Raw genomic sequence first — 20,229 nt, forward strand, 5'->3', positions numbered from 1 at the left:
CCTCTTGCTCGATGGATAGGGGGGATACGCCGCTAGGCGGCGGTGACGGACGCGTCGGTCGGGTCCTGGGTCAGCTGCCGGACGACGTCGCCGAAGCGCGGCGCGCGGTAGAGCTCGCGCAGCGGCGGCGCCTGCCCGAGACGGGCCCGCAGCTGCCCGAGGAACTCCACGGCGGCGATCGAGTCCCCGCCGTCGTCGAAGAAGTCCGCGGACTCGTCCTCGGGCTCGCCGCCCAGCGCCGCCGCCCAGCTCTCCCGGACGGCGGCCGCGACGCTTCCGGAGGGCTCCGGGCGCGACCGCACCTCGCTCAGCAGGGCCCGCAGTACCGCGGCGTCGACCTTGCCGCGGTCGGTCAGCGGGATCGCGGCGACCGGCGTGAACGACGCGGGGACCATGAAGTCGGGCAGCCGGGCCGCGAGGTGGTCGCGCAGGTCGGCGGCGCGCGGCGGGGCCGCGGCGTCGACCGCGACCACGAACGCCGCCAGCGTCCGGCCGGCGCCGAGGTCCACGGGGAGCACCGCGGCCTCGACGAGGCCCGGATGCGTCAGCAGCGCGTTGACGACCTCGCCCGGCTCCACCCGGAACCCGCCGCGGACCTTCACCTGGTCGTCCGCGCGGCCGTGGAACTCGATCAGCCCGTCGGGCCGGACCCGGCCCAGGTCGCCGGTACGGAACCAGCGCCCCTCGGCGCCGTCGGCCGTGGTGCCGAACCGCGCCGCGGTCTCGTCCGGCCGGTCCAGGTAGCCGCGCGCCGGCGCGATCCCGCTGATCAGCAGCTCGCCGATCTCCCCGTCGGGCACCGTGCGCAGGTCGGCGTCGACGGCGACGAGCCCGACGCCGCGGATGGGGCGGCCGATGGTGACCGGGCCGCCCGCGGTCAACTCGGCGAAGCTCACCGCGACCGCGGCCTCGGTCGGCCCGTAGGTGTTGACGATCCGGAACTCCGGGTGCACGGCCGCCGCGTGCCAGGCCTCGGCCGCGTCCGGGCCGGCGGCCTCGCCACCGATGATCATCAGCCGCACCGCCGCCGGCAGCCGCACGTGCGGGACCTGCCGGAGCGCGCGGCCCAACTGGTTCCAGACGCCGGTCGGGAGGTTGACCACGGTCAGTCCCCGCTCGTCGACCAGCCGCAGGAAGTCCTCCACGTCCTCGTAGCGGAAGTCCTCGTCCCGCAGCACGAGCGTCGCGCCCGAGCAGAGCGCGGTGAACACCTCCTCGAGCGCGATGTCGAACGCGATGGACGAGAACTGCAACTGCCGATCGGCCGGGGCGAGCCGGTACTCGGCGATCGCGGCCTCGATGTAGTTGACGATCGCGTGCTGCTCGTTGACCACGCCCTTGGGCTCCCCGGTCGAGCCCGAGGTGTAGTTGAGGTACGCGGCCGGGGACGCGACGCGCGGCACCCGGTCCAGCAGCCGCTGCGGCGGGGCGTCCGGGGCGAGGAGGCCGTCCTGTAACACCACCGCCGCGGGCCTGGCGTCGGCCAGCAGGTGGTCCCGCCGGCTGCGCGGGTCGCGCTGGTCGAGCGGCAGGAACGCCGCGCCGAGCCGCCCGGCGGCGAGCATCGCCGCCACCAGCCGCGGCCCGACCGGCAGGTCGAGGCCGACGACGTGCTCCAGCCCGACGCCGGCGGCGTGCAGTTCCGCGGCGAGCGCCGTGCTGTGCCGGAGGAGCTCGGCGTAGGTCAGCGCGCCCTCGCCGTGCTGGATCGCGCACGCGTCCGGCGTGCGCCGGACCTGCCGCTCGAACAGGTCGGACAATGAGAGGTCGGACAACGAGACGTTGGTCATCGCTCGTACTCCCACTCGGTCGTCTGCTCCAGCAGCTCGTCGACGGCCGCCCTCCGCTGGTCGAGCTCGGCCAGCGTGTCTGCCGCTATCCAGATGTCGTAGACGCGACCGGCCGAGCCCTGCCGCCAGTGGACCGGCGCGCCGGCCCGGGTGCGCGGGTCGGCGCCGAACACGCCGGGCACGCCGCGCACGGTCCGCGGCGACGGCAGCGCCGACACCGCCACAGCGCCGTAGGGCGGCTGCGCGTAGTAGTGCATGGCGTGGCCGGTGGGCTCGGCGAACGCGTCCGGCAGCGGCTCCCCGACCGCCAGCGCCGTGGCCAGCCCCACCGGCTCGACGGTCCCGACCCGGGGCATGAGCCGGTAGAGGCCGCCGCCGAGCCGCCCGTTGACCTCGATGACGACCGGCCCGTCGGGCCCGAGCTTGAACTCGATGTGCGTGATGCCGGCGGTGAAGTCCACCGCCGCGATCGCCGCGGCGGCGAGCTCCAGCAGGGTCCCCGTGAGCGGGCTGTCCCGGTGCACCGGGAAGACGAGGCCGGTGTCGCGGGCCGGCGGGGCGAGCGGCAGCCGCAGCGTCACGCCGATGTGCCGGACCGCGCCGCGGGCGTCGACGGCGCTCTCGACGGAGACCGAGTCCGTCAGCAACGGCCCGAACGGCGTGTCGACGCCCTCGATGTAGCGCTCGACGACGTAGGGCCGGTCCGGGGACAGCTGCGTCATCAGGTCGCGGAACTCTTCGGCGGAGTGGACGAAGGCCGTGTCCTCGCTGCCGGCGCCCTCGCGCGGCTTGACGACGGCCGGCATCGGTACCTCGGCCGGATAGACGCCGCCCCGCAGCGGCGCCGTCGGCACGTCGCCGACGCCGCACGCGTTGAGCCGCTCGCGCTGGGCGATCTTGTCGCAGCACCATTCCGCCGCCTTCTCCGACAGGCCGGGCAGCCCGTAGTGCCGGGCGAGCCCGGCACTGAGCCGGAGGCCCCGGTCGGCGAACGTGACGACCCCGGCCGGGACCCGCCCGGCGAGCGCGCGGACGCACGCGTCGACACCGTCGGCGACGACGACCTCGCCGAGCTCCTGCAGGACCGGCACGGACGCGAGCGCGGCGGCGTCATCCGGCTCGACGACGAACGTGCAGCCGCCGTAGGGCTCCGCGGCCTCGGCGATGGCGTTGGGCGGGGCGGATCCGATGCTGAAGACGTTCACGATCATGACGTGCGTTCCCTCCCTGTTTCTGGTCCGGCCGGATGCGCGAGCACCTTTCGCCGGACGGCGGCCGGCGTCATGGGCTGCGCGGTGGGGATGACGGGGCGAGACGGGTCCGCGGCCAGCTCGCGCAGGACTCCGACGAACCGGTCGACCAGGTCCCGCATCGTCGCCGCGTCGAACAGGTCCGTGCTGTAGCGCAGCTCCCCGGAGAGGCCGGCGTGCTCGCCGCCGGGAGACCTCGACTCCACCAGGCCCAGCCACATGTCGTACCGCGAGAAGGACAGCTCGATGCGCTCCTCGGCGCAGGACAGCCCGGGGGCCCGCAGCAGCTCGCCGTCGTCGCCCAAGATCGTCAGCATCACCTGGAACAGCGGGTGCCGGGCGAGCGACCTCGGCGGGTTGAGCGCCTCGACGAGGCGGTCGAACGGGACGTCCTGGTGCCCGAGCGCCTCCAGGTCCGCCTCCCGGACCCGGTCGAGCACGGTGCGCAGGTCCGGTCGCCCGGCGCAGTCGACCCGCAGCACGAGCGTGTTGACGAAGAACCCGACGACGTCGTCCAAGGCCGCGTCGGTGCGCCCGGCCACCGGGGCGCCGACGACGATGTCGGGACCCGCGCCCAGCCTGCGGAGCAGCGCCACGAGCCCGGCGTGGACGACCATGAAGAGGCTGGTGCCGGTCGACTGGGCCAGCGCCGCCAGCGCCGCGTGCAACTCGGCGTCCACGGTGACGGCCACACGGTCGCCGCGGTAGGACGGCGTCGCCGGGCGGGGCCGGGCGAACGGCAGCACGAGCTCGTCGGGCGCGCCGGCGAGCGCGGACCGCCAGTAGCGGATCTGACTGTTGCCGAGGCCGCGCGGGTCGGCCTCGGCGCCGAGCAGCTCGCGCTGCCAGGCCGCGTAGTCCGCGTACTGCACGGGCGGCGGCGCGAACGCCGGCTCCCGTCCCTCGGACCGGGCCGCGTAGGCCCGGGACAGATCCTGGAACAACGGCCGCACCGAGCCGTCGTCGACCGCGATGTGGTGCATCACGACGAGCAGGACGTGCTCGTCGGGCCCCGTGGAGAACAGCCACGCCGCGATCGGCAGGGCCACGGCCAGGTCGAAGACGTGCCGCGCGGCGGCGGCGAGCTGGGCCGGCAGGTCCGCGTCCGCGACCGTCTCCCGGCGCAGCGGCACCCGCACCGCGGTGGGCTCCAGGATCCGTTGCCAGGGCACGCCGTCCACGTCGACGAAGACCGTACGCAGGCTCTCGTGGCGGACCACGACATCGCGGAGCGCGGCGGCGAGCGCACCGGCATCGAGCGCGCCGCGGATCCGCACGGCGATCGGCACGTTGAACACGCCGCCCGTCGCTTCGAACTGGTTGACGGCCCAGAGCCGGTGCTGGGCGAACGACGCGGCGACCAGCCCCGACCTGTCCCGCGGGACGAGCGCTGGGCGGGGGCTCGGCGCCGAGCCGATGGAAGCCACCAACCCGGCGACCGTCGGAGCCCGGAACAGCGCCTTGAGCGGAAGCTCCACGCCGAACCGCGCCCGGACCGCGTTCACCAGGCGGGTGGCCAGCAGCGAGTTCCCGCCCTCGTCGAAGAAGTCGTCGTCGGGCCCGAGCTCGTCGGCGTCCAGCCCGAGGACCTCGGCGAACAGCCCGGCCACGACGCGGTGGCGCTCGTCGGTCGACGGATCGGTCGACGGGTCCGTCGACGGAACGGTCGTAGTCGGGTCAACGGTTCGCAACGCAGGCTTCCCTTCGCACGGCGTTGCGCAGCGGCCTCCGCGGGCCCTGGGGACGGTCGCCCGCGATGCTCACGCGCTCCAGCACACGGGTCTGCGGGTAGTAGTCGGAGACCGCGTAGTGCTGGGTGGACCGGTTGTCCCACATGGCGACGGCGCCGTCGGTCCAGTGGAAGCGCACCTGGTACTCGGGGTAGTGCGCCTGGTCGCACAGGTACGCCAGCAGCTCCTCGCTCTCCGCCTTGTCCACGCCGAGAATGCGCGTGGTGTAGAAGCGGTTCACGTAGAGGATCTTCTCCCCGGTCTCCGGGTGCACCCGCACCACCGGGTGTTCGCTGACGGGGAACATGCCCCGGCCGTCGCGTTCCCGCGCGACCTCGTCGTAGCCGTCGTAGATGGTCAGCGGATCGTGCACGGCGCGCAGGTTGGCGATGCGCTCCTTGACGTCGTCGGGCAGGCCGTCGTGGGCCGCGACCATGTCCGCCCAGAGCGTGTCGCCACCGGCGGGCGGGACGTGCAGGGCGCGCAGGATCGAGCCGAGCGAGGGCTTCTCGTCGCCCGAGCCGTCGCTGTGCCAGACGTTCTCGGCGCCGGGTTCGCCCGGCCCCGCGGCTACGCGGGTCACCTCGGGGAAGTCGCCCTTGTCCGGCATCGGCAGGAACAGCGGGTCGCCGAAGACGCGGGCCAGCTCTACGTGGTCACGGCTGGACAGATGCTGGTCGCGGAAGAAGAGCACCTTCCAGTCCCGGAAGGCCCGCCGCAGGTCGGCCCGCGCGGCCGGCGGGATGGGCGCGACCAGCGACAGCCCCGAGATCTCGGCACCGATGGTGGGCCCGCACGGACGGATGGCGAAGTGGTCGCTCTCGGCGACGAGGTCGCGCCGAGCGAGGACTTGCGTGCGTCCGACGGGACGCCAACCGGACTTGACCCCTTGCATGACAGAAGACCTTTCGGTAGCGGTCCAGGGTGAAGGGACGGGCGTCGACGGCGTGCCGGTCCGCCGACGGTCCACAGTGGACGTCGTCGCGCGCCCGGCCCACGTCCGCTGCGCCCGCTGATACTCATCGGGAAATGTGGTGTGGTCGGATATACGTCAGACCGTTACGAGGCCCAGCTCAACGGCGATCAGCTCGGCAAGATTTGCCCATGCCGCACCACTGAACATGTGATCGGCATTCGCCACTTCGTGTATTTCCGACAGAATCGTGCTTTCGGCAGTCCAGCCGGCAAGGTCCGCGGATCTTATCTCGCGGTCATTCATTCCGTGGAATACCGTGATCGGAATGCGCAGTCGGCCGGGCGCGAATTGATATCCGGAAACGGCACGGATATCGGCTTCCAGGATTTCCAGTGCCAGTGCACGCATCTCGGAATCGTCGGCGACGTCCTCGCCCAGATAGCGCTCGGCCAGCGACTCCCGGGAGCCCAGTTCGTCGGCCGCGGTCCGGGCCGCCTCGGCCGGCGGCAGCTGCGAGGCGACGACCAGGCGCGTCACCCGCTGGCCCAGGGTGCGCGCGGCCTCGTAGGCCAGCAGGGCGCCGGAACAGTGTCCGAACAGGACGATCGGCCGGTCGCCCAGCGACTCGACCTCGGCAACGATGCTCTTGACCAGGGAGTCGACGTCCTCGAAGAACGGCTCGTCGATGCGGCTCTCCCGGCCGGGCAGCCGCACCCCGTAGACGGTCGCGGCGGTCCCGAAGACCGACGCCCAGGCGCGGAACGGCGCCGCCCCGGCCCCGGCCCAGGGCACGCAAACGAGAGCCGGATTGTCTGTTAATTTCGGTTTGAAGGCTATGAGCGCGCCAGAAGACGCTCTGTTTGGCATGTCAATCCCCGTAATTCCCCGTGGTTCCCCGTAATTCCCCGTCTTTGGTGCGCGTGAGCAGGGAAGATCGCCAGGCGTCAACCTTACGGTCGTCCCGCTCCCGAAGAGAACAACAACACAGCCCTCGATGCGCTGTCAACCCTTCGGGTAATACCTTGACTGTCCGTCAAATTTCGCCCCGCCGCGGCACATGCGGAGGAAGAAATTCCAGCGGAAACCAAATTGGCGCGAAATCAACCTCAAGGACGCCGCAACATGAACCCGGCGCACCAGGACAGAACGGGATCTTGAACAGGATGTAGAACAGGGCGAGCGAGACGATCAGGTTGACCACCCCAGCCGGAGTGGTGCCGAACGGGGTGAACCCGCCGGGGCAAGGAACACCCGCACCCTGACGATCAGGGCGAGGAGGCCGCCGGTGTCGCCGCCGACGCGCTTCCACTGGCACGCGAAGCTGTGCCTGCTGACCGCCCGCGCCGTGCGCGGCCCGACCCGCACCCGGCGGTCCTTACTGCCCTTGCCGTGGAAGTGCACCGCATCGGTGTTCAGATCCACATCACGTGAAGAACTTCGGCAACGCCTTGTACTGGTTCAGCGCGGTGGCGGCCGACCGGGTCTCGATCATCCAGGCCTGGAAGGCCTCGACATGAGCCCGGCATTCCGTCGGATACCGGCCGAGCTGCGAGGCAGCCAGTAGAGAAAAGGGCCCACGCGGGCTTTCGCCCGCGAGGACCCTTCGTACCGTCGGGACGACAGGATTTGAACCTGCGACCCCTTGACCCCCAGTCAAGTGCGCTACCAAGCTGCGCCACGTCCCGGTACAACGTGATCAGAATACCCTGTTTCCGCTGATCAGCCGAATCGCTCGATCCTGATCCGGTCCACGGGCTGCCCGCCGGCCACCAGGAGCCGTGAGGCGTGTTCGGCGAAGCCGTTGCTGCCGCAGATGTACGCCTCCCAGCCGCCCGGGGGTTGGCCGTCGCCGAGGTACGGGGCGAGGTGGGCGGCGGAGAGGCGGCCTTCGGTGCGGGTGAGGACGGGGGTGGTCTCGGGGCCGTACTCGCGGGCGTAGATGAGGTCGGCGGGGGTGCGGGCGGAGACGAGGAGGCGGAGGGGGAGGTCCAGGGCGAGGAGGCGGTGGTGGCGGAGCATGGACATGAGGGGGACGACGCCGGAGCCGGCGCCGAGCAGGAGGGCGGGGCGGTCGCCGGGCCAGGCGAAGAAGCCGCTGAGGGGGCCGCGGACTTCGACGGTGTCGCCGGGGCGGGCGACGGTGTGGAGGTGGCCGGAGACCTCGCCGCCGGGGACGTGGTCGAGGGTGAGCTCGATGTGGCCGGAGTCGTCCGGGGCCGAGGCGATGGAGTAGTGGCGCTGGGCGGTGTAGCCGTCGGGGGCGGTGAGCCGCAGCATGAGGTGCTGGCCGGGGAGGTGGCCCTGCCACCGCGGCACCGCGAGGCGGAAGGTGGCGGCGTTCGCGGTCTCGTGCCGGATCTCGGTGATGACGGCGCGCTGCCAGAGCGCGGCGGCGCGGTTGCTGACCGCGATCCGGCCGGGGACGGCGAAGGCGGTGGCCGGGGTGAAGGTGTCAGTCACCGCTGTAGCGCTCCTCGGCCCACGGGTCGCCCCGGTGGTGGTAGCCGTTGGCCTCCCAGAAGCCGGGCTCGTCGTGGTCGAGCAGCCGCAGGCCCGCGATCCACTTGGCGCTCTTCCAGAAGTACAGATGGGGGACGATCAGCCGGGCCGGGCCGCCGTGTTCGGGGGCCAGCGGCTCGCCGTCGTACTCCCAGGCGATCCAGGCCCGGCCGCCGGTCACATCGGCCAGGGGGAGATTGGTGGTGTAGCCGGTGTGGGAGTACGCGACGACATGCGTGGCCGCCGCCTGGGGCCGGACCTCGGCGAGGAAGTCGTCCAGGCTCGCGCCCGCGAAGCGCACGCCGAACTTCGACCAGGTCGTCACGCAGTGGATGTCACCCCGGTACTCGGAGCGGGGGAGGGCGCGGGCCTCCTCCCAGCCCCAGGTGCGGGGCGCGGCGACGAGGCCATCGACACGGAACGTCCAGTCGGCCTCGGACAGTTGGGGGGTGACCTCGGCGGACAGCACGGGCCAGGTGTCGCGGGCGTCGTACTGACCCGGGGGAAGGCGGGGGTCGCGGTCGGCGGCGGTGCTGCGGCCGGTGAAGCCCCTGGTGGGTTGAATGGGCTGAGTGGCTTGCGTGGGCTGAACGGTCATGCGGTGTCGGCCAGTTCGTGCAGGGCGGCGAGAGCCGAGGCCTCGTCCAGGGTGAGCAGTGCGCGGTCGCGCATCAGGATCCGGCCGTCCACGACGGTGTCGCGTACGTCGGACGCCGCGGCGGCGTACGCCACCATCGACCACGGGTCGTGGCGCGGCGTCAGATGCGGCCGGGCCAGGTCCAGGACCAGCAGGTCCGCCCGCTTGCCGGTTTCCAGGGAGCCGAGCCGGCCGTCGAGGCCGAGGGCCCGGGCGGACTCGATGGTGGCCATCCGCACCGCCTGCTCGGCGGTGACGGCGGTCGGGTCGCCGCCGGCCTTGTGGACGAGGGCGGCGACGCGGATCGCGCCGAGCAGATCCAGGGTGTTGGAGCTGACGGCCCCGTCCGTGCCGAGGCCGACCGTGACACCGGCCGACAGCAGATCGGGGACGCGGGCGATGCCGCAGCCGAGCTTGAGGTTGGACACCGGGCAGTGGGCGACGGACGTCCCGGTGCGGGCGATGGCGGTGATCTCGGCGTCGCTGAGGTCGACGGCGTGCGCCAGCAGGACGTCGGGGCCGAGCAGGCCGAGGGAGTCCAGCAGCTCGACCGGGCGCTTGCCGTGCGCGGAGACCACGGTCTCCACCTCGGCGGCGTTCTCGGCGGCGTGGATGTGCAGCAGGGCGCCGTACTCGCGGGCCAGGGCGAAGATGTCGAGCAACTGGGCCGGGGAGAGGGTGTACACGCTGTGCGCGAAGACCACCGGCCGCGTACCGCTCGCGGGGGCCTCGGCGCGCGCGGCCAGGTCCCTGCGCGCCCACTCCAGCCGCTCCCCGTACGCCCGGCCGTCCGGCGGACCGGGGACGTCCATGAAGGTCGGCCCGGTGTGCAGCCGCCAGCCGGTCTCCGCCGCGACCGCCTCGGCCGCCTCGTGGAACCAGTACATGTCCAGCGCGCTGGTCACCCCGGACCGTACGCTCTCGGCGACCGCGACCCGCAGGGCGGCCGCGACATGCCCGGGGGAGAGCAGCTCGGCCTCGCGGGGGATGACGATCTCCAGGAAGGCCTGGAGCGTGACGTCGTCGGCGCAGCCGCGCAGCAGGGTCATCGCGAGATGGGTGTGGGTGTTGATCAGGCCGGGGAGGACGAGGCAGCCGGTCGCGTCGATCTCCTCGGCGGCCTTGAACCGGGGGCGCAGCTCCGCCGCCGGGCCGACGGCCACGATCTCGCCGTCGTGGACGGCCACGGCGCCCGCCGGGACGACGGTGCCGGCGGCGTCCACGGTGAGGACGTCCCCGCCGTGCACGAGCAGATCGACCTCGGTCACTTCTCGCCCTCGCTTTCGGCCGCCGCCAGCAGATGCACGGCGTCCAACGTTACCCGGCTGCCCAGCGCGACCCCCTCGGCGACCACATCCCGGTGCGGGTCGTACCCGCCGGTCGATTCCACATCGACCAGCTCGTCCGCGTTCGCCCCGTCGATCACCACGATGCCGCCCGCCACCAGGCCGCGCGTCGAGGCCAGCACCAGCAGCGCCGACAGCTCCATCTCGATCGCCGCGATCCCGGCCCGCGTGTACGCCTCTCCGGGCAGCGGGATGAACCCCGGCTGGAAGGCCGCCCGCGTCCACACCACGCCCCGGTGATGCCGAGCCCCCGCCGCCACGGCCGCCCGCTGCAGCGCCAGTACGGCCTCCGGCGCCGAGAAGGCCGGGTACTCCGGCGGCAGCAGCTGCTGCGTCACCCCGTCGTCCCGGACCGCCGCCTCCGCGATGACCAGATCGCCGTCGCCGATCCCGGCCCGGATCGCGCCCGCCGTGCCGAGCCGGATGATCGTCCGTAGACCTGCGTCCGCCAGCTCCTGGAACAGGCAGATCGCCCCGGGCGCCCCGACACCGTGCGAGGACACGACGACAGGGGTGCCCTTCCAGCTGCCCGTGAAGGTCCGGTACTCCCGGTGGTGCGACACCTCCCGGCCGTCGTCCAGCAGCGCCGCGACCTCGGCGGCGCGGGCCGGGTCACCTACGACCACCGCACGCGGCGGCAGCCCGGTGCGCGGGATGCGGGAAATGGGGAGGGCGTCAGCGGTCATGCGGCCGGATCCTACGCGGCCTTTGTTGCCGGAACGGGTCCGGGCCGGTGATTCCCGCAGGTCGGGTACGGTTGTCGCACCGCCGACGCCACCCCGGAGAGCCCGATGACCGACGAAACGAGCCAGGATCTGCGCGCCGTCGAGTGGACCGGAGACGGCCTGTCGCTGATCGACCAGACCGCTCTCCCTGCCCGCCTCGACCGCATCGCCGTGCGCGAGGTCGACCAGCTCGTCGACGCCATTGTCCGGCTCGTCGTGCGCGGCGCCCCCGCGATCGGTGCCGCGGGCGCGTACGGCGTGGCCATCGCCCTCCTCCAGGGCGAGCGCGAAGGCTGGACCCGCGACCAGCTGCTCGCCGCCATCGCCCGCATCCGCGAGGCCCGCCCCACCGCCGTCAACCTCGCGGTGTGCGTCGACCGGGTCGCGCCCTTCGCCGGGCAGGGCCTGGCGGCCGTCCTCGCCGAGGCGGACGCCGTCGTACGCGAGGACCTGAAGGCCAACCACGACATGGGCGCGTACGGCGCCGACTGGCTGCTGAAGCGGACGGCTCCGGACCGGCCCCTGCGCATCCTCACCCACTGCAACACCGGCGCTCTGGCCACCGCGGGCTGGGGCACCGCCCTCGGCGTCATCCGCGAACTCCACTCCCGCGGCCTGGTCGAGCTCGTACACGCCGACGAGACCCGCCCCCTCCTCCAGGGCTCCCGCCTCACCGCCTGGGAGCTGGACCACGACGGCATCCCGCACGTCGTCCAGGCCGACGGCGCCGCCGCCGGCACCATCCTGCGCGGTGAGATCGACGCCGCCATCGTCGGCGCCGACCGCATCGCCGCCAACGGCGACACCGCCAACAAGGTCGGCACCGTGGGCGTCGCCCTGGCCTGCGCCCACGCCGGCATCCCCTTCATCGTCGCCGCCCCCACCACCACCGTGGACCTGGCCACCGCCACCGGCGACGCCATCCACATCGAGATGCGCGACGAGGCCGAGATCCTCAACTGGTCCGGCGTGCGTACCGCCCCCGCAGGATCCCGTGGCCACAATCCCGCGTTCGACGTCACCCCCGGCACCCTCGTCACCGCCCTCGTCACCGAGCGCGGCGTGCTGGAGGTCTCGGCGGGCGAACTCCCAGGCGACCGCCTCCGCTAACGTCGCGCCAGCTCCAGCTCCAGCAGCCACTCCACGACCTCGGTGTGGTGCCGGGCCTTGCGCGGGTCCGGGCCCCAGGCGTAGATGCCGTGGCCGGCGACGACGACGGCGGGCATGCGCGGGTCGCGGGCGGCTTCGAGGCGGTCGCCGAGGACCCGCATGTCCTGGCTGTTGGCGATGACGGGGAGGGTGATCTCCTCGCCCTCGGCGGGGTGGCCGAAGATCTTGAGCATCTCCAGGTCCTTGAACACGATCCCGCCGGGCTCGCGGTGACCCATCACCACGGACGCCACGGTGTGGACGTGCACCACGGCGTCCGCGCCGGTCAGCAGGGCGACGCGGGCGTGCAGCTCGGCCTCGGCGGAGGGCTTGCCGGGGCCTGTCGCGGCGCCCGCTTCGTCGACCACGACCACGTCGGAGGCGGTGAGTTCGCCCTTGTCGTGGCCGCTGGCGGTGACGGCGAGGCGGAGCGGGTCGCGGGACAGCACGGCCGAGAGGTTGCCGGAGGTGCCGCGCATCCACCCGAAGGAGGCATAGCGGGCGGCCTCGGCGGCCAGGACGGCCCCGGCCTTGTGCAGGTCGGGGGCAGGCGCGAGCTCGGTCACTGCTGGATTTCCTTTACGGTCAAGAGCCGGTGGCTATGGTCAGGTCGGTGAAGGCCGCCGCCTCGGGGTGGTCGCCCACTCCCGTCTCGAAGTACGGCTCGCCCGGCCGCCGTACGCCCACCGTGAGCCAGCCCGCCGCACGGGCGGCGTCCAGCTCGGCCGGGCGGTCGGACAGGAAGAGCGTCCGGCCGGGCGGTGTGCCGATGGCGGCGGTGATGGCCCGGTAGGAGTCCGGGGACTGCTTGGGGCCGGCGTTCTCGGTGTCGTACAGGCCCTCGACGAGCGGGAGCAGGTCGCCGGCGGGGGAGTGGGCGAACCAGGCGCGCTGGGCGGCTACCGAGCCGGAGGAGTAGACGTGCAGCCGCACGCCGGCCGCGTGCCAGCGGCGCAGCTCCGGCACGACGTCGTCGTAGAAGTGCGAGACGAGGTCGCCGGCCGCGAAGCCCTCGGACCAGACGATGCCCTGAAGGGTCTTCAGGGGGGTGGCCTTGCGGTCCTCGTCCAGCCAGGAATTCAGTGCCTGCTCGATCCGCGCCGGGTCGGCGTCCGGCTCGCCGATGAGCTCGCGGACCTGCCCGATCGCCGTGGCAACGGCGGGTTCTGACGCTCTGTCATGCAAAAGCGAGGCGAACCTCTTCCGCGAATACGGATACAGCACGTCCACCACGAAACCGGTGGCGCTCGTGGTGCCCTCGATATCGAGCACCACGGCGTCCGCGGAAAAGCCGATCACGCGTCGCGCCCCGCGTGGATCGTGTCGAAGTCCGGGAAGCGCAGGGCGATGCTGTCCCCGGTGAACGTGCCGATCCAGCCGTCCTCCTCGTGGAAGAAGCGGATGGCGGTGAAGGACGGATTCGTGCCCATGTCGAACCAGTGGGTGGTGCCCTTCGGTACGCCCAGCAGGTCGCCCTTCTCGCAGTAGACGGCGTGCACTTCACCGCCGACGTGCAGATAGAAGATGCCGGCGCCGGCGACGAAGAAGCGGACCTCGTCATCGTCGTCGTGGGTGTGCTCGCTGAGGAACTTCTCGCGGGCGGCCTTGGCCTTCGCCGGGAACTCCGGGTCGTCGCTGGGGTGCAGGGCGACGACATCGACGGTGACGAAGCCCTCCTCCGTGTTGAGCTTCTCGATCTCGGCAGCGTACGCGGCGAACACGGTCTCGCTGTCGGCGTCGGCCGGAACATCGTCGCGTACCGGCCACTGCTCGTACCGCACACCGATGTCCGCCAGCGCCGCCGCGATCTCGGCGGGCTCGGCGGTGCGGCGTACGACGGTCTCGGGGCCGGATTCCGGCCACGTGGTGAGAAGGGTCATCGGGAGCTCCAGGAATGCGTGGTTGCCGGTTTTCGGATCGTAACCCGGAGGGGAGGGGTCACCGGGTGTGACGAAGGCGATGTCTCAGCAGGTGAGAACAAATGTCTCGGGCTTTGACTAATGGCCGAAAAGATTCCCATGATTTTCCCATGAAGAAGCTGCTGCTCGTACGGCGGCTGTACGTGGACCTGCTCCGGATGACCACGGCCAGCTGTCGCTGACGCCTGCCGTCCTCCGTTTCCGAGCCCCCTTCCACGCAACGCACCACCCATGGAGCTTCCCCGTGTCCCGCACCGCCAGACTTCCGCTTGCCACGATTTCCCTCGCCTCCGCCTCCGTGCTCCTCGCGGCCGGCTGCTCGCAGACTTCCTCAGGCTCTGCCTCCAGCGGCACCGCCGACACCGCGGCCTCCGCCTCCGCTGCGACAGCCGCCAAGCCCGCCCCCTTCAGCAAGGGCGCCGTCAAGGTCGCCCTGGTCCGCCAGAGCGGCGCCGGCGACTACTTCGAGCAGTGGGGCACCGGCGCCAAGGCGCAGGCCAAGGCCCTCGGGATCGACCTCACGGTCTACGACGCCCAGGCGGACAACGCCAAGCAGGCCACCGACCTGTCCTCGGCCATCAACTCCGGCGCCAAGGCGATCATCGTCGACCACGGCTTCCCGGCCACGATCCAGCCGCAGATCGACGCTGCGGTCAAGAAGGGCATCAAGGTCGTCGTCTACGACGTGGACCAGACGAACTCCAAGGTGATCAGCACCGAACAGGACGACGCCAGCATGGCCTCCGCCGTCCTGGACGTGATGGCCAAGGACCTCGGCAAGAACGCCAAGGTCGGCTACGTCAACGTCGCCGGTTACGCCGCCCTCGACAAGCGCGACAGCGTCTGGAAGAAGGCCGTCGAATCCAACGGCTGGACCCAGGAGTTCAAGGTCGGCAAGGTCACCGACTCCACCGCCACCGACAACGTCCCGCTGGTCAGCGCCGCCCTCACCCAGCACTCCGACGTGACCGGCATCTTCGCCCCCTACGACGAACTGGCCAAGGGCACCCTGCTCGCCGTCCAGAACAAGAAGCTGGCGGGCAAGGTCAAGGTCTTCGGCGCAGACATCTCCAACGCCGACATCCAGGCCATCACCGCCGACAACAGCCCCTGGGTCGCCACGGCGGGCACCGACCCGTCCGCCGTCGGCGCGGCCGTGGTCCGCACCGCCGCGCTGGAGCTGGCCGGTCAGCTGAACAAGACCTCGGTGGAGTTCCCGGCCGTCGCCATCACCCGGGACTTCCTGGTCAGCAAGAAGATCAAGAACATGGACGAGCTGCGCTCCGCGCTCCCGGCGCTCAACCTCAGCAAGGTGAGCACGGCGGACTGGATCGCCAATGTCGCCCACTGATCCAACCAGTGAGACATCTGTCTCATTGCTCGACATCTCGATGTCCTTCGGCGGAAAGCCCGTCCTGACCTCCGTCTCCCTGGACATCGCCCCCGGCAGCGTCATCGCGCTGCTGGGGGCGAACGGGGCCGGCAAGTCGACCCTCATCAAGATCCTGTCCGGCGTCCACGCCGACCACGGCGGCCAGGTGCTGGTCGGCGCCCGGCCGGTGGCACTCCAGTCGCCGCTGGCCGCCCGGCAGTTGGGCATCCAGACCGTCCACCAGCGGATCAGCGAGGGCGTCGTCCCCGGCCTGTCCGTCGCCGAGAACCTGGTCTTCGAGGAACTGGCCCAGGGCCGGGGCAATCCGCTTCTCAACGGCCGGCGGCTGCTCGCCCGCGCCCAGGAGATCCAGGCCACCCTCGGCCTCGGCTGGGGCGCAGACGTACTGCGCCGCGATGTCGCCGAACTCGGCATCTCCGACCAGCAGTTGCTGATCCTGGCCCGGGCCCTGTCCACCCGCCCCAAGCTGCTCATCCTCGACGAGCCGACCTCCGCCCTGTCCGCCGCCGAGGCCGAACGGCTCTTCGCCATCGTCGGCCGGATGCGCGCCGACGGCATAGCCGTCCTGTACGTGTCCCACCGGCTCGGCGAGATCGACGCCCTCGCCGACCGGCTGGTCGTCCTTCGGGACGGCCGTCTCACCGACGACCTGGCCAAGCCCTTCGACTGGGACCGGGCCCTGCGCGCCATGCTCGCCCAGCCGCAGGGCGCGGCCACCGCCCGCCCGACCGACGGCGCCGGGCAGGGGAGCGGCGCGACCGTGCTCGCCCTCCGGGGCGTACCGCTTCTGCCGGGCCGCCGCCCGCAGGACCTGGACATCCGGTCCGGCGAAGTCACCGGCGTCGTAGGGCTGCTGGGCGCCGGCAAGACCGAGCTGGCCCGGGGCCTCTTCGGAGCCGAGCCCTTCCCGTCCGGCGCCCTCGAACTGGACGGCGGGCCCTACCGGCCCCGCCGCCCCGCCGACGCGATCCGCGCCGGCGTGCACCTCGTCCCCGAGGACCGGCACGCGGACGCCCTCATCCCCGGCTGGTCGGTGGCCGCGAACATCTCGCTCCCCTTCCTGAAGTCCCTCTCCCGCGCCGGACTCGTCCGCGGCTCCCAGGAAGCAGCCCTCGGCCGCCGCACCATCACCGAACTCGGCGTCGTCGCCCGAGACGAGAACAGCACCGTCGAGGAGCTGTCCGGCGGCAACCAGCAGAAGGTCGTCGTCGGCCGCTGGCTCGCCGAGCGCCCGCGCGTCCTCATCCTGGACGAGCCGTTCCGAGGCGTGGACATCGGCGCCCGCCGCGACATCGGCCGCCGCGCCCGCGCGCTGGCCGCCGACGGAGCCGCCGTCCTCGTCCTGTCCGCCGACGTGGACGAGGTACTGGAGGTTGCCGACCGCGTCATCGTCCTCAGCGAGGGCGAGATCCGGCTCGACGCGTACGGCGCGGACGCCGAACGCGACCAGGTCATCGAGACCATCGCCCTCAGGCCGGGCCCTACAGAAAGCCACTCCCGATGAGCACGACCGCCGCCGCCCCCGTGTCCCAGGGCACCCGCATCCGGATCCAGGGCGCCGTCATCAAGTACGGCTTCATCTTCGTCACGGTCGCCCTCTTCGCGTACTTCTCGCTCAGCGAGCCCGCCTTCCGCGATTCGGCCACCCTCCTCGACACCCTGCGCTACGTGTCCGTCGCCGCCATCCTCGGCCTCGGCGTGACCCTCACCATGGCCGTCGGCGGGATGGACATGTCGGTCGGCGCGGTCGCCGGGCTCGGTGTCACCGTCGCCGCCAAGACGATGGTCGTCCACAACCAGGTCGGCGTCGTCGCGATCATCGCCGTCATCGCCGCCGGGGCCCTGGCCGGACTGGTCAACGCCCTGCTCATCGTCGTGATGAAGATCCCGGACATGCTCGCCACACTCGGCACGATGTTCGTCATCCAGGGCCTCAAGCTCATCCTCGTCGACGGCCAGTCCATCTCCCCGGGCATGACCCTGTCCGACGGCACCACCGCCCCCGGCAGGTTCACCGACGGCTTCCTCGAAATCGACCGGGGCACCGTGGCGGGCATCCCCGTCTCCGTCCTCATCTTCGGCGGCCTCACCGTCCTCGCGTACGTCTTCCTCGCCCGCACCCGCTGGGGCCGGATCCTCTACGCGATCGGCGCCAACGCCGAGGCGTCCCGCCTCGCCGGCATCCGCACCGGGCGGTACCGGGCGCTCGCGTACGTCCTGTCCGGCGTCCTCGCCTCCATCGGCGGCCTCATCCTGGCCGCCCGCATCGGCCAGGGCGACGTCTCCGCCGGTACGTCCCAGCTGCTCGAAGCCGTGGCCGTCGCCCTCGTCGGCACCTCCGTCCTCGGGCGCGGCAAGCCCAACGTCTGGGGCACCGCCCTGGGCGCCGTCCTCATCGGCATCATCACCACCGGCCTGACCATCAAGGGCCTGCCCTACTACACCCAGGACGTGGTCGAGGGCACCGTCCTCATCCTCGCCCTGGTCTTCAGCTTCACCCTGTCCCGAGGAAAGCGCGCATGACGACGACGCAGACGTACCGAATCCTTGAAGCGGACGACATCGCCGCCTACCTCCGCGAGCGCGGCCATGCCGACGGCGAGCACCTCACCGTCCGCGAGGTCTCCGACGGCAACATGAACCGGGTCTTCATCGCCACCGGCCCCACCCACAGCCTCGCCGTCAAACAGGCTCTCCCCTGGGTGCGCGTCGCCGGCCCCTCCTGGCCCATGAGCCCCAGCCGCGCCGACGCCGAGGCCCGCGCGTACGCCCAGGTCGCCGCCGTGGCCCCGGACACCATTCCGGCCATCCTGGGCTACGACGCCGCCAACTACGCGCTGACCATGGAGGACATGTCCGACCTCCGGGTCCTGCGCACCGTCCTGAACGAGGGCGGCTCCTACGGCGACACCTCCCGCCACGTCGGCGAGTTCGTCGCCGCGCTCTCCTTCGCCACCAGCGACTTCGGCATGTCCTCCGCCGACCGCAAGGCCCTCATCGCGGCCTCCGTCAGCCCCGAGCTGTGCAAGATCACCGAAGACGTCGTCCTGTCCGAGCCCTACATCGAGCACGAGCACAACCACTGGCACCCGGCCCTGGACGACCTCGCCGCCGCCTTCCGCGCCGACCCCCTGCTGCGTACCGAGGTCGCCGACCTCCGGCACACCTTCATGACCGGCGCCCAGGCCCTCCTCCACGGCGACCTCCACACCGGCAGCATCATGGTCGGCAACCGGGAAGGCACCCCCGTCGTCCGCGTCTTCGACCCCGAGTTCTCCTTCGTCGGCCCGATCGGCTTCGACCTCGGCCTGTACTGGGGCAACGCACTGGTCTCCGGGATACGCGCCCGCGCCCTCGGCATCAAGGGCGACCACGCCGACCAGCTCGCGCTGAGCTGGCAGGCTTTCGAGACCGAGTTCCGCCGCCTGTGGCCCACCCGCGTCGACACCTTCTTCGACGACGCCTACCTGGACCGCTTCCTGCGCCGCCTCTGGTCCGACAGCCTCGGCTTCGCCGGCGCCGAGATCATCCGCCGCATCATCGGCTTCGCCCACCTCACCGACCTCACGACCCTCCCCGACCCGGGCCCCGCCTCGCGCGAAGCGCTGCTGCTGGGCAGGGCGCTGATCGTGGACCGGGACGGGCTCGCCGGGCCGGAGGACGTACGGGCGTTGCTGGAGAAGCGGTAGCGGCAGGGGTCAGCGCCCGCCCACGGACTGCCGCACCCGACGCAGCAGCTCCATTCCCCGCTCCCCGCCGAACCACTGCGCATGCGCAGTGAAGTAGTCGTACGCCAGCGCCGTGTTCTGGGCCGACCCCACCACCCCGTGGAAGTAGTCCACCTCCGACAGCGCGAACTCCGCGTGCACCAGCGGCAGCAGCTCAGGCAGCGCGGCCGCCTCGGCCCCGCTCAGCGGCCGCACGGCCGAGTAGCCGCTCAGCAGTGCGTCCAGATGCTCGAACTCCACCCGGACCTGCCCGGTAGGCAGATCCAGCCACTGCACCACATTCCGCTCGATCGCCGTCGCCAGATCATGAACGGCCGTCGTACGGTCGCTCAGCCCGAAGTCCAGCACTGTCGAGACCTGGGAAGTCCCCGCGTCCCACAGCAGATTCGACGCATGCCAGTCGTTGTGCGTCCACATCGGCTCCAGCTTGTCCAGGAACGGCGCCAGCCGCTCATGGAACGGCAGATGGATCCGTACGACATCCTCCCGCCACGCCCGCCCGGCCAGCGCCGCGCCCAGCGCGGGCCGCTCGGCGACGTACCGCTCCAGCCCGGCCAACGGGTCCGCCGACGCGAACACCGTGAACGACGCCACCAGCGGCTGCGGCCGTCTGCGCGGAGCGTCGTAGCCCTCGGCGGCCGCGTGCAGCCGCGCCAGAGCCGCGCCGGCGGCGGCCGCGTGCCCGACCGAGGCGAACGGCGTCCACGACAGCGCGTCCTGATACAGATCCGTACCCCGGCCCGCCGTGTGCACCTCGTACACCCACTCACCCAGCGCGACCACATCCAGCACCTCGACCACCGGCGCGCCGCGCTCCCGCAGATGCCGCAGAAAGCCGTGCTCCTCGCCGAGGGACTCCGCCGTGCGTACGGACACATGGTGCCGCTTGACGAAAACCAGCCCCCGCCCCGCCTGCTCCACCAGCGCAGCCGCCGACAACGGCCGCGGACTGCGCCACAGCACCCGCACCGGCCCGCGCCCGCCCAGCACGGCGGCGGCCTCGCCGTCCGTCAGCGGCGGCCAGTCCGGCGCGACCGGCTCATGGCCCATACCGTGGGCGAGATGCGGTGTCACTCCACGGAGTCCTTCCACAGAAAGGTCATTTTCAGCCAGGGTAATGGCTGGGGCGAGGGACTGGACTCTCCCG

Annotated in this window: 20 protein-coding genes and 1 tRNA gene; 5 read left to right on the plus strand and 16 right to left on the minus strand. The window is 71.9% G+C overall.

Annotated features, from left to right (window positions below):
- Nucleotides 1-32 precede the first annotated feature (32 nt).
- From OG607_RS37725 to OG607_RS37780, 12 genes are all read right to left on the minus strand, one after another.
- Nucleotides 33-1,790, minus strand: a complete 1,758-nt coding sequence (locus OG607_RS37725; protein ID WP_405733494.1) for a non-ribosomal peptide synthetase — start codon at nucleotides 1,788-1,790, stop codon at nucleotides 33-35.
- Nucleotides 1,787-3,001, minus strand: a complete 1,215-nt coding sequence (locus tag OG607_RS37730) for an acetyl-CoA carboxylase biotin carboxylase subunit family protein (protein WP_405733497.1) — start codon at nucleotides 2,999-3,001, stop codon at nucleotides 1,787-1,789. Before OG607_RS37730 ends, OG607_RS37725 begins: the two co-directional genes overlap by 4 nt.
- Nucleotides 2,998-4,731: a condensation domain-containing protein gene (locus tag OG607_RS37735; RefSeq protein ID WP_405733500.1), complete on the minus strand. Its 1,734-nt coding sequence runs from the start codon at nucleotides 4,729-4,731 to the stop codon at nucleotides 2,998-3,000. The genes OG607_RS37730 and OG607_RS37735 overlap by 4 nt, the downstream gene beginning before the upstream one ends.
- Entirely contained in the window at nucleotides 4,718-5,665 is a 948-nt protein-coding gene (locus OG607_RS37740; protein WP_405733503.1) for a TauD/TfdA dioxygenase family protein, read from the minus strand. The genes OG607_RS37735 and OG607_RS37740 overlap by 14 nt, the downstream gene beginning before the upstream one ends.
- Nucleotides 5,666-5,821: 156 nt before the next feature.
- Nucleotides 5,822-6,478 (minus strand): thioesterase II family protein, encoded by a 657-nt coding sequence (locus OG607_RS37745; RefSeq protein ID WP_405733506.1) that lies wholly within the window; start codon nucleotides 6,476-6,478, stop codon nucleotides 5,822-5,824.
- Nucleotides 6,479-6,719: 241 nt separating this feature from the next.
- A complete protein-coding gene (locus OG607_RS37750) occupies nucleotides 6,720-6,887 on the minus strand; it encodes a hypothetical protein (protein WP_405733508.1) in 168 nt (55 codons plus the stop codon).
- Complete coding sequence (locus tag OG607_RS37755; protein ID WP_405733510.1) at nucleotides 6,875-7,108, minus strand: hypothetical protein; 234 nt, start codon at nucleotides 7,106-7,108, stop codon at nucleotides 6,875-6,877. The genes OG607_RS37750 and OG607_RS37755 overlap by 13 nt, the downstream gene beginning before the upstream one ends.
- A 189-nt stretch (nucleotides 7,109-7,297) precedes the next feature.
- A tRNA-Pro gene (locus tag OG607_RS37760) sits at nucleotides 7,298-7,371 on the minus strand.
- A 34-nt stretch (nucleotides 7,372-7,405) separates the two neighbouring features.
- Nucleotides 7,406-8,146 carry a ferredoxin reductase gene (locus OG607_RS37765; protein ID WP_405733512.1) on the minus strand — a complete coding sequence of 247 codons (741 nt, stop codon included), beginning with the start codon at nucleotides 8,144-8,146 and terminating at the stop codon, nucleotides 7,406-7,408.
- Nucleotides 8,139-8,750, minus strand: coding sequence for a sulfite oxidase-like oxidoreductase (locus tag OG607_RS37770; protein WP_405737317.1), 612 nt, complete (start codon nucleotides 8,748-8,750; stop codon nucleotides 8,139-8,141). The genes OG607_RS37765 and OG607_RS37770 overlap by 8 nt, the downstream gene beginning before the upstream one ends.
- Nucleotides 8,751-8,779: 29 nt before the next feature.
- Nucleotides 8,780-10,090 (minus strand): amidohydrolase, encoded by a 1,311-nt coding sequence (locus tag OG607_RS37775; protein WP_405733514.1) that lies wholly within the window; start codon nucleotides 10,088-10,090, stop codon nucleotides 8,780-8,782.
- Nucleotides 10,087-10,854: a nucleoside phosphorylase gene (locus tag OG607_RS37780; protein WP_405733516.1), complete on the minus strand. Its 768-nt coding sequence runs from the start codon at nucleotides 10,852-10,854 to the stop codon at nucleotides 10,087-10,089. The genes OG607_RS37775 and OG607_RS37780 overlap by 4 nt, the downstream gene beginning before the upstream one ends.
- Nucleotides 10,855-10,959: 105 nt before the next feature.
- Here OG607_RS37780 and mtnA point away from each other — a divergent pair, with 105 nt between their 5' ends.
- Entirely contained in the window at nucleotides 10,960-12,003 is a 1,044-nt protein-coding gene (gene mtnA / locus OG607_RS37785; protein WP_405733518.1) for an S-methyl-5-thioribose-1-phosphate isomerase, read from the plus strand.
- Here the strand turns inward: mtnA and mtnB are convergent.
- Genes mtnB through OG607_RS37800 form a run of 3 tightly spaced genes read right to left on the minus strand, consistent with a single transcriptional unit; the run spans nucleotide 12,000 to nucleotide 13,922 of the window.
- Nucleotides 12,000-12,608 (minus strand): methylthioribulose 1-phosphate dehydratase, encoded by a 609-nt coding sequence (mtnB, locus tag OG607_RS37790; RefSeq protein ID WP_405733520.1) that lies wholly within the window; start codon nucleotides 12,606-12,608, stop codon nucleotides 12,000-12,002. The two genes, mtnA and mtnB, sit on opposite strands and share 4 nt — an antisense overlap.
- 19 nt (nucleotides 12,609-12,627) lie before the next feature.
- Nucleotides 12,628-13,341 (minus strand): acireductone synthase, encoded by a 714-nt coding sequence (gene mtnC, locus OG607_RS37795; protein WP_405733521.1) that lies wholly within the window; start codon nucleotides 13,339-13,341, stop codon nucleotides 12,628-12,630.
- Nucleotides 13,338-13,922, minus strand: coding sequence for a 1,2-dihydroxy-3-keto-5-methylthiopentene dioxygenase (locus OG607_RS37800; RefSeq protein WP_405733522.1), 585 nt, complete (start codon nucleotides 13,920-13,922; stop codon nucleotides 13,338-13,340). The genes mtnC and OG607_RS37800 overlap by 4 nt, the downstream gene beginning before the upstream one ends.
- 283 nt (nucleotides 13,923-14,205) lie before the next feature.
- Here OG607_RS37800 and OG607_RS37805 point away from each other — a divergent pair, with 283 nt between their 5' ends.
- Genes OG607_RS37805 through mtnK form a run of 4 tightly spaced genes read left to right on the plus strand, consistent with a single transcriptional unit; the run spans nucleotide 14,206 to nucleotide 19,043 of the window.
- Entirely contained in the window at nucleotides 14,206-15,312 is a 1,107-nt protein-coding gene (locus tag OG607_RS37805) for a substrate-binding domain-containing protein (RefSeq protein ID WP_405733524.1), read from the plus strand.
- Entirely contained in the window at nucleotides 15,299-16,858 is a 1,560-nt protein-coding gene (locus OG607_RS37810; RefSeq protein ID WP_405733526.1) for a sugar ABC transporter ATP-binding protein, read from the plus strand. Before OG607_RS37805 ends, OG607_RS37810 begins: the two co-directional genes overlap by 14 nt.
- Nucleotides 16,855-17,877 carry an ABC transporter permease gene (locus tag OG607_RS37815; protein WP_405733528.1) on the plus strand — a complete coding sequence of 341 codons (1,023 nt, stop codon included), beginning with the start codon at nucleotides 16,855-16,857 and terminating at the stop codon, nucleotides 17,875-17,877. The genes OG607_RS37810 and OG607_RS37815 overlap by 4 nt, the downstream gene beginning before the upstream one ends.
- Nucleotides 17,874-19,043 (plus strand): S-methyl-5-thioribose kinase, encoded by a 1,170-nt coding sequence (gene mtnK, locus OG607_RS37820; RefSeq protein ID WP_405733530.1) that lies wholly within the window; start codon nucleotides 17,874-17,876, stop codon nucleotides 19,041-19,043. The genes OG607_RS37815 and mtnK overlap by 4 nt, the downstream gene beginning before the upstream one ends.
- A gap of 9 nt (nucleotides 19,044-19,052) precedes the next feature.
- Here the strand turns inward: mtnK and OG607_RS37825 are convergent, their stop codons facing one another.
- A complete protein-coding gene (locus OG607_RS37825; RefSeq protein WP_405733533.1) occupies nucleotides 19,053-20,156 on the minus strand; it encodes a phosphotransferase enzyme family protein in 1,104 nt (367 codons plus the stop codon).
- Between the last annotated feature and the right edge of the window lie 73 nt (nucleotides 20,157-20,229).

Origin of the sequence: Streptomyces sp. NBC_01537 (genome assembly GCF_045040445.1) — a bacterium.
GTDB lineage: Bacteria > Actinomycetota > Actinomycetes > Streptomycetales > Streptomycetaceae > Actinacidiphila.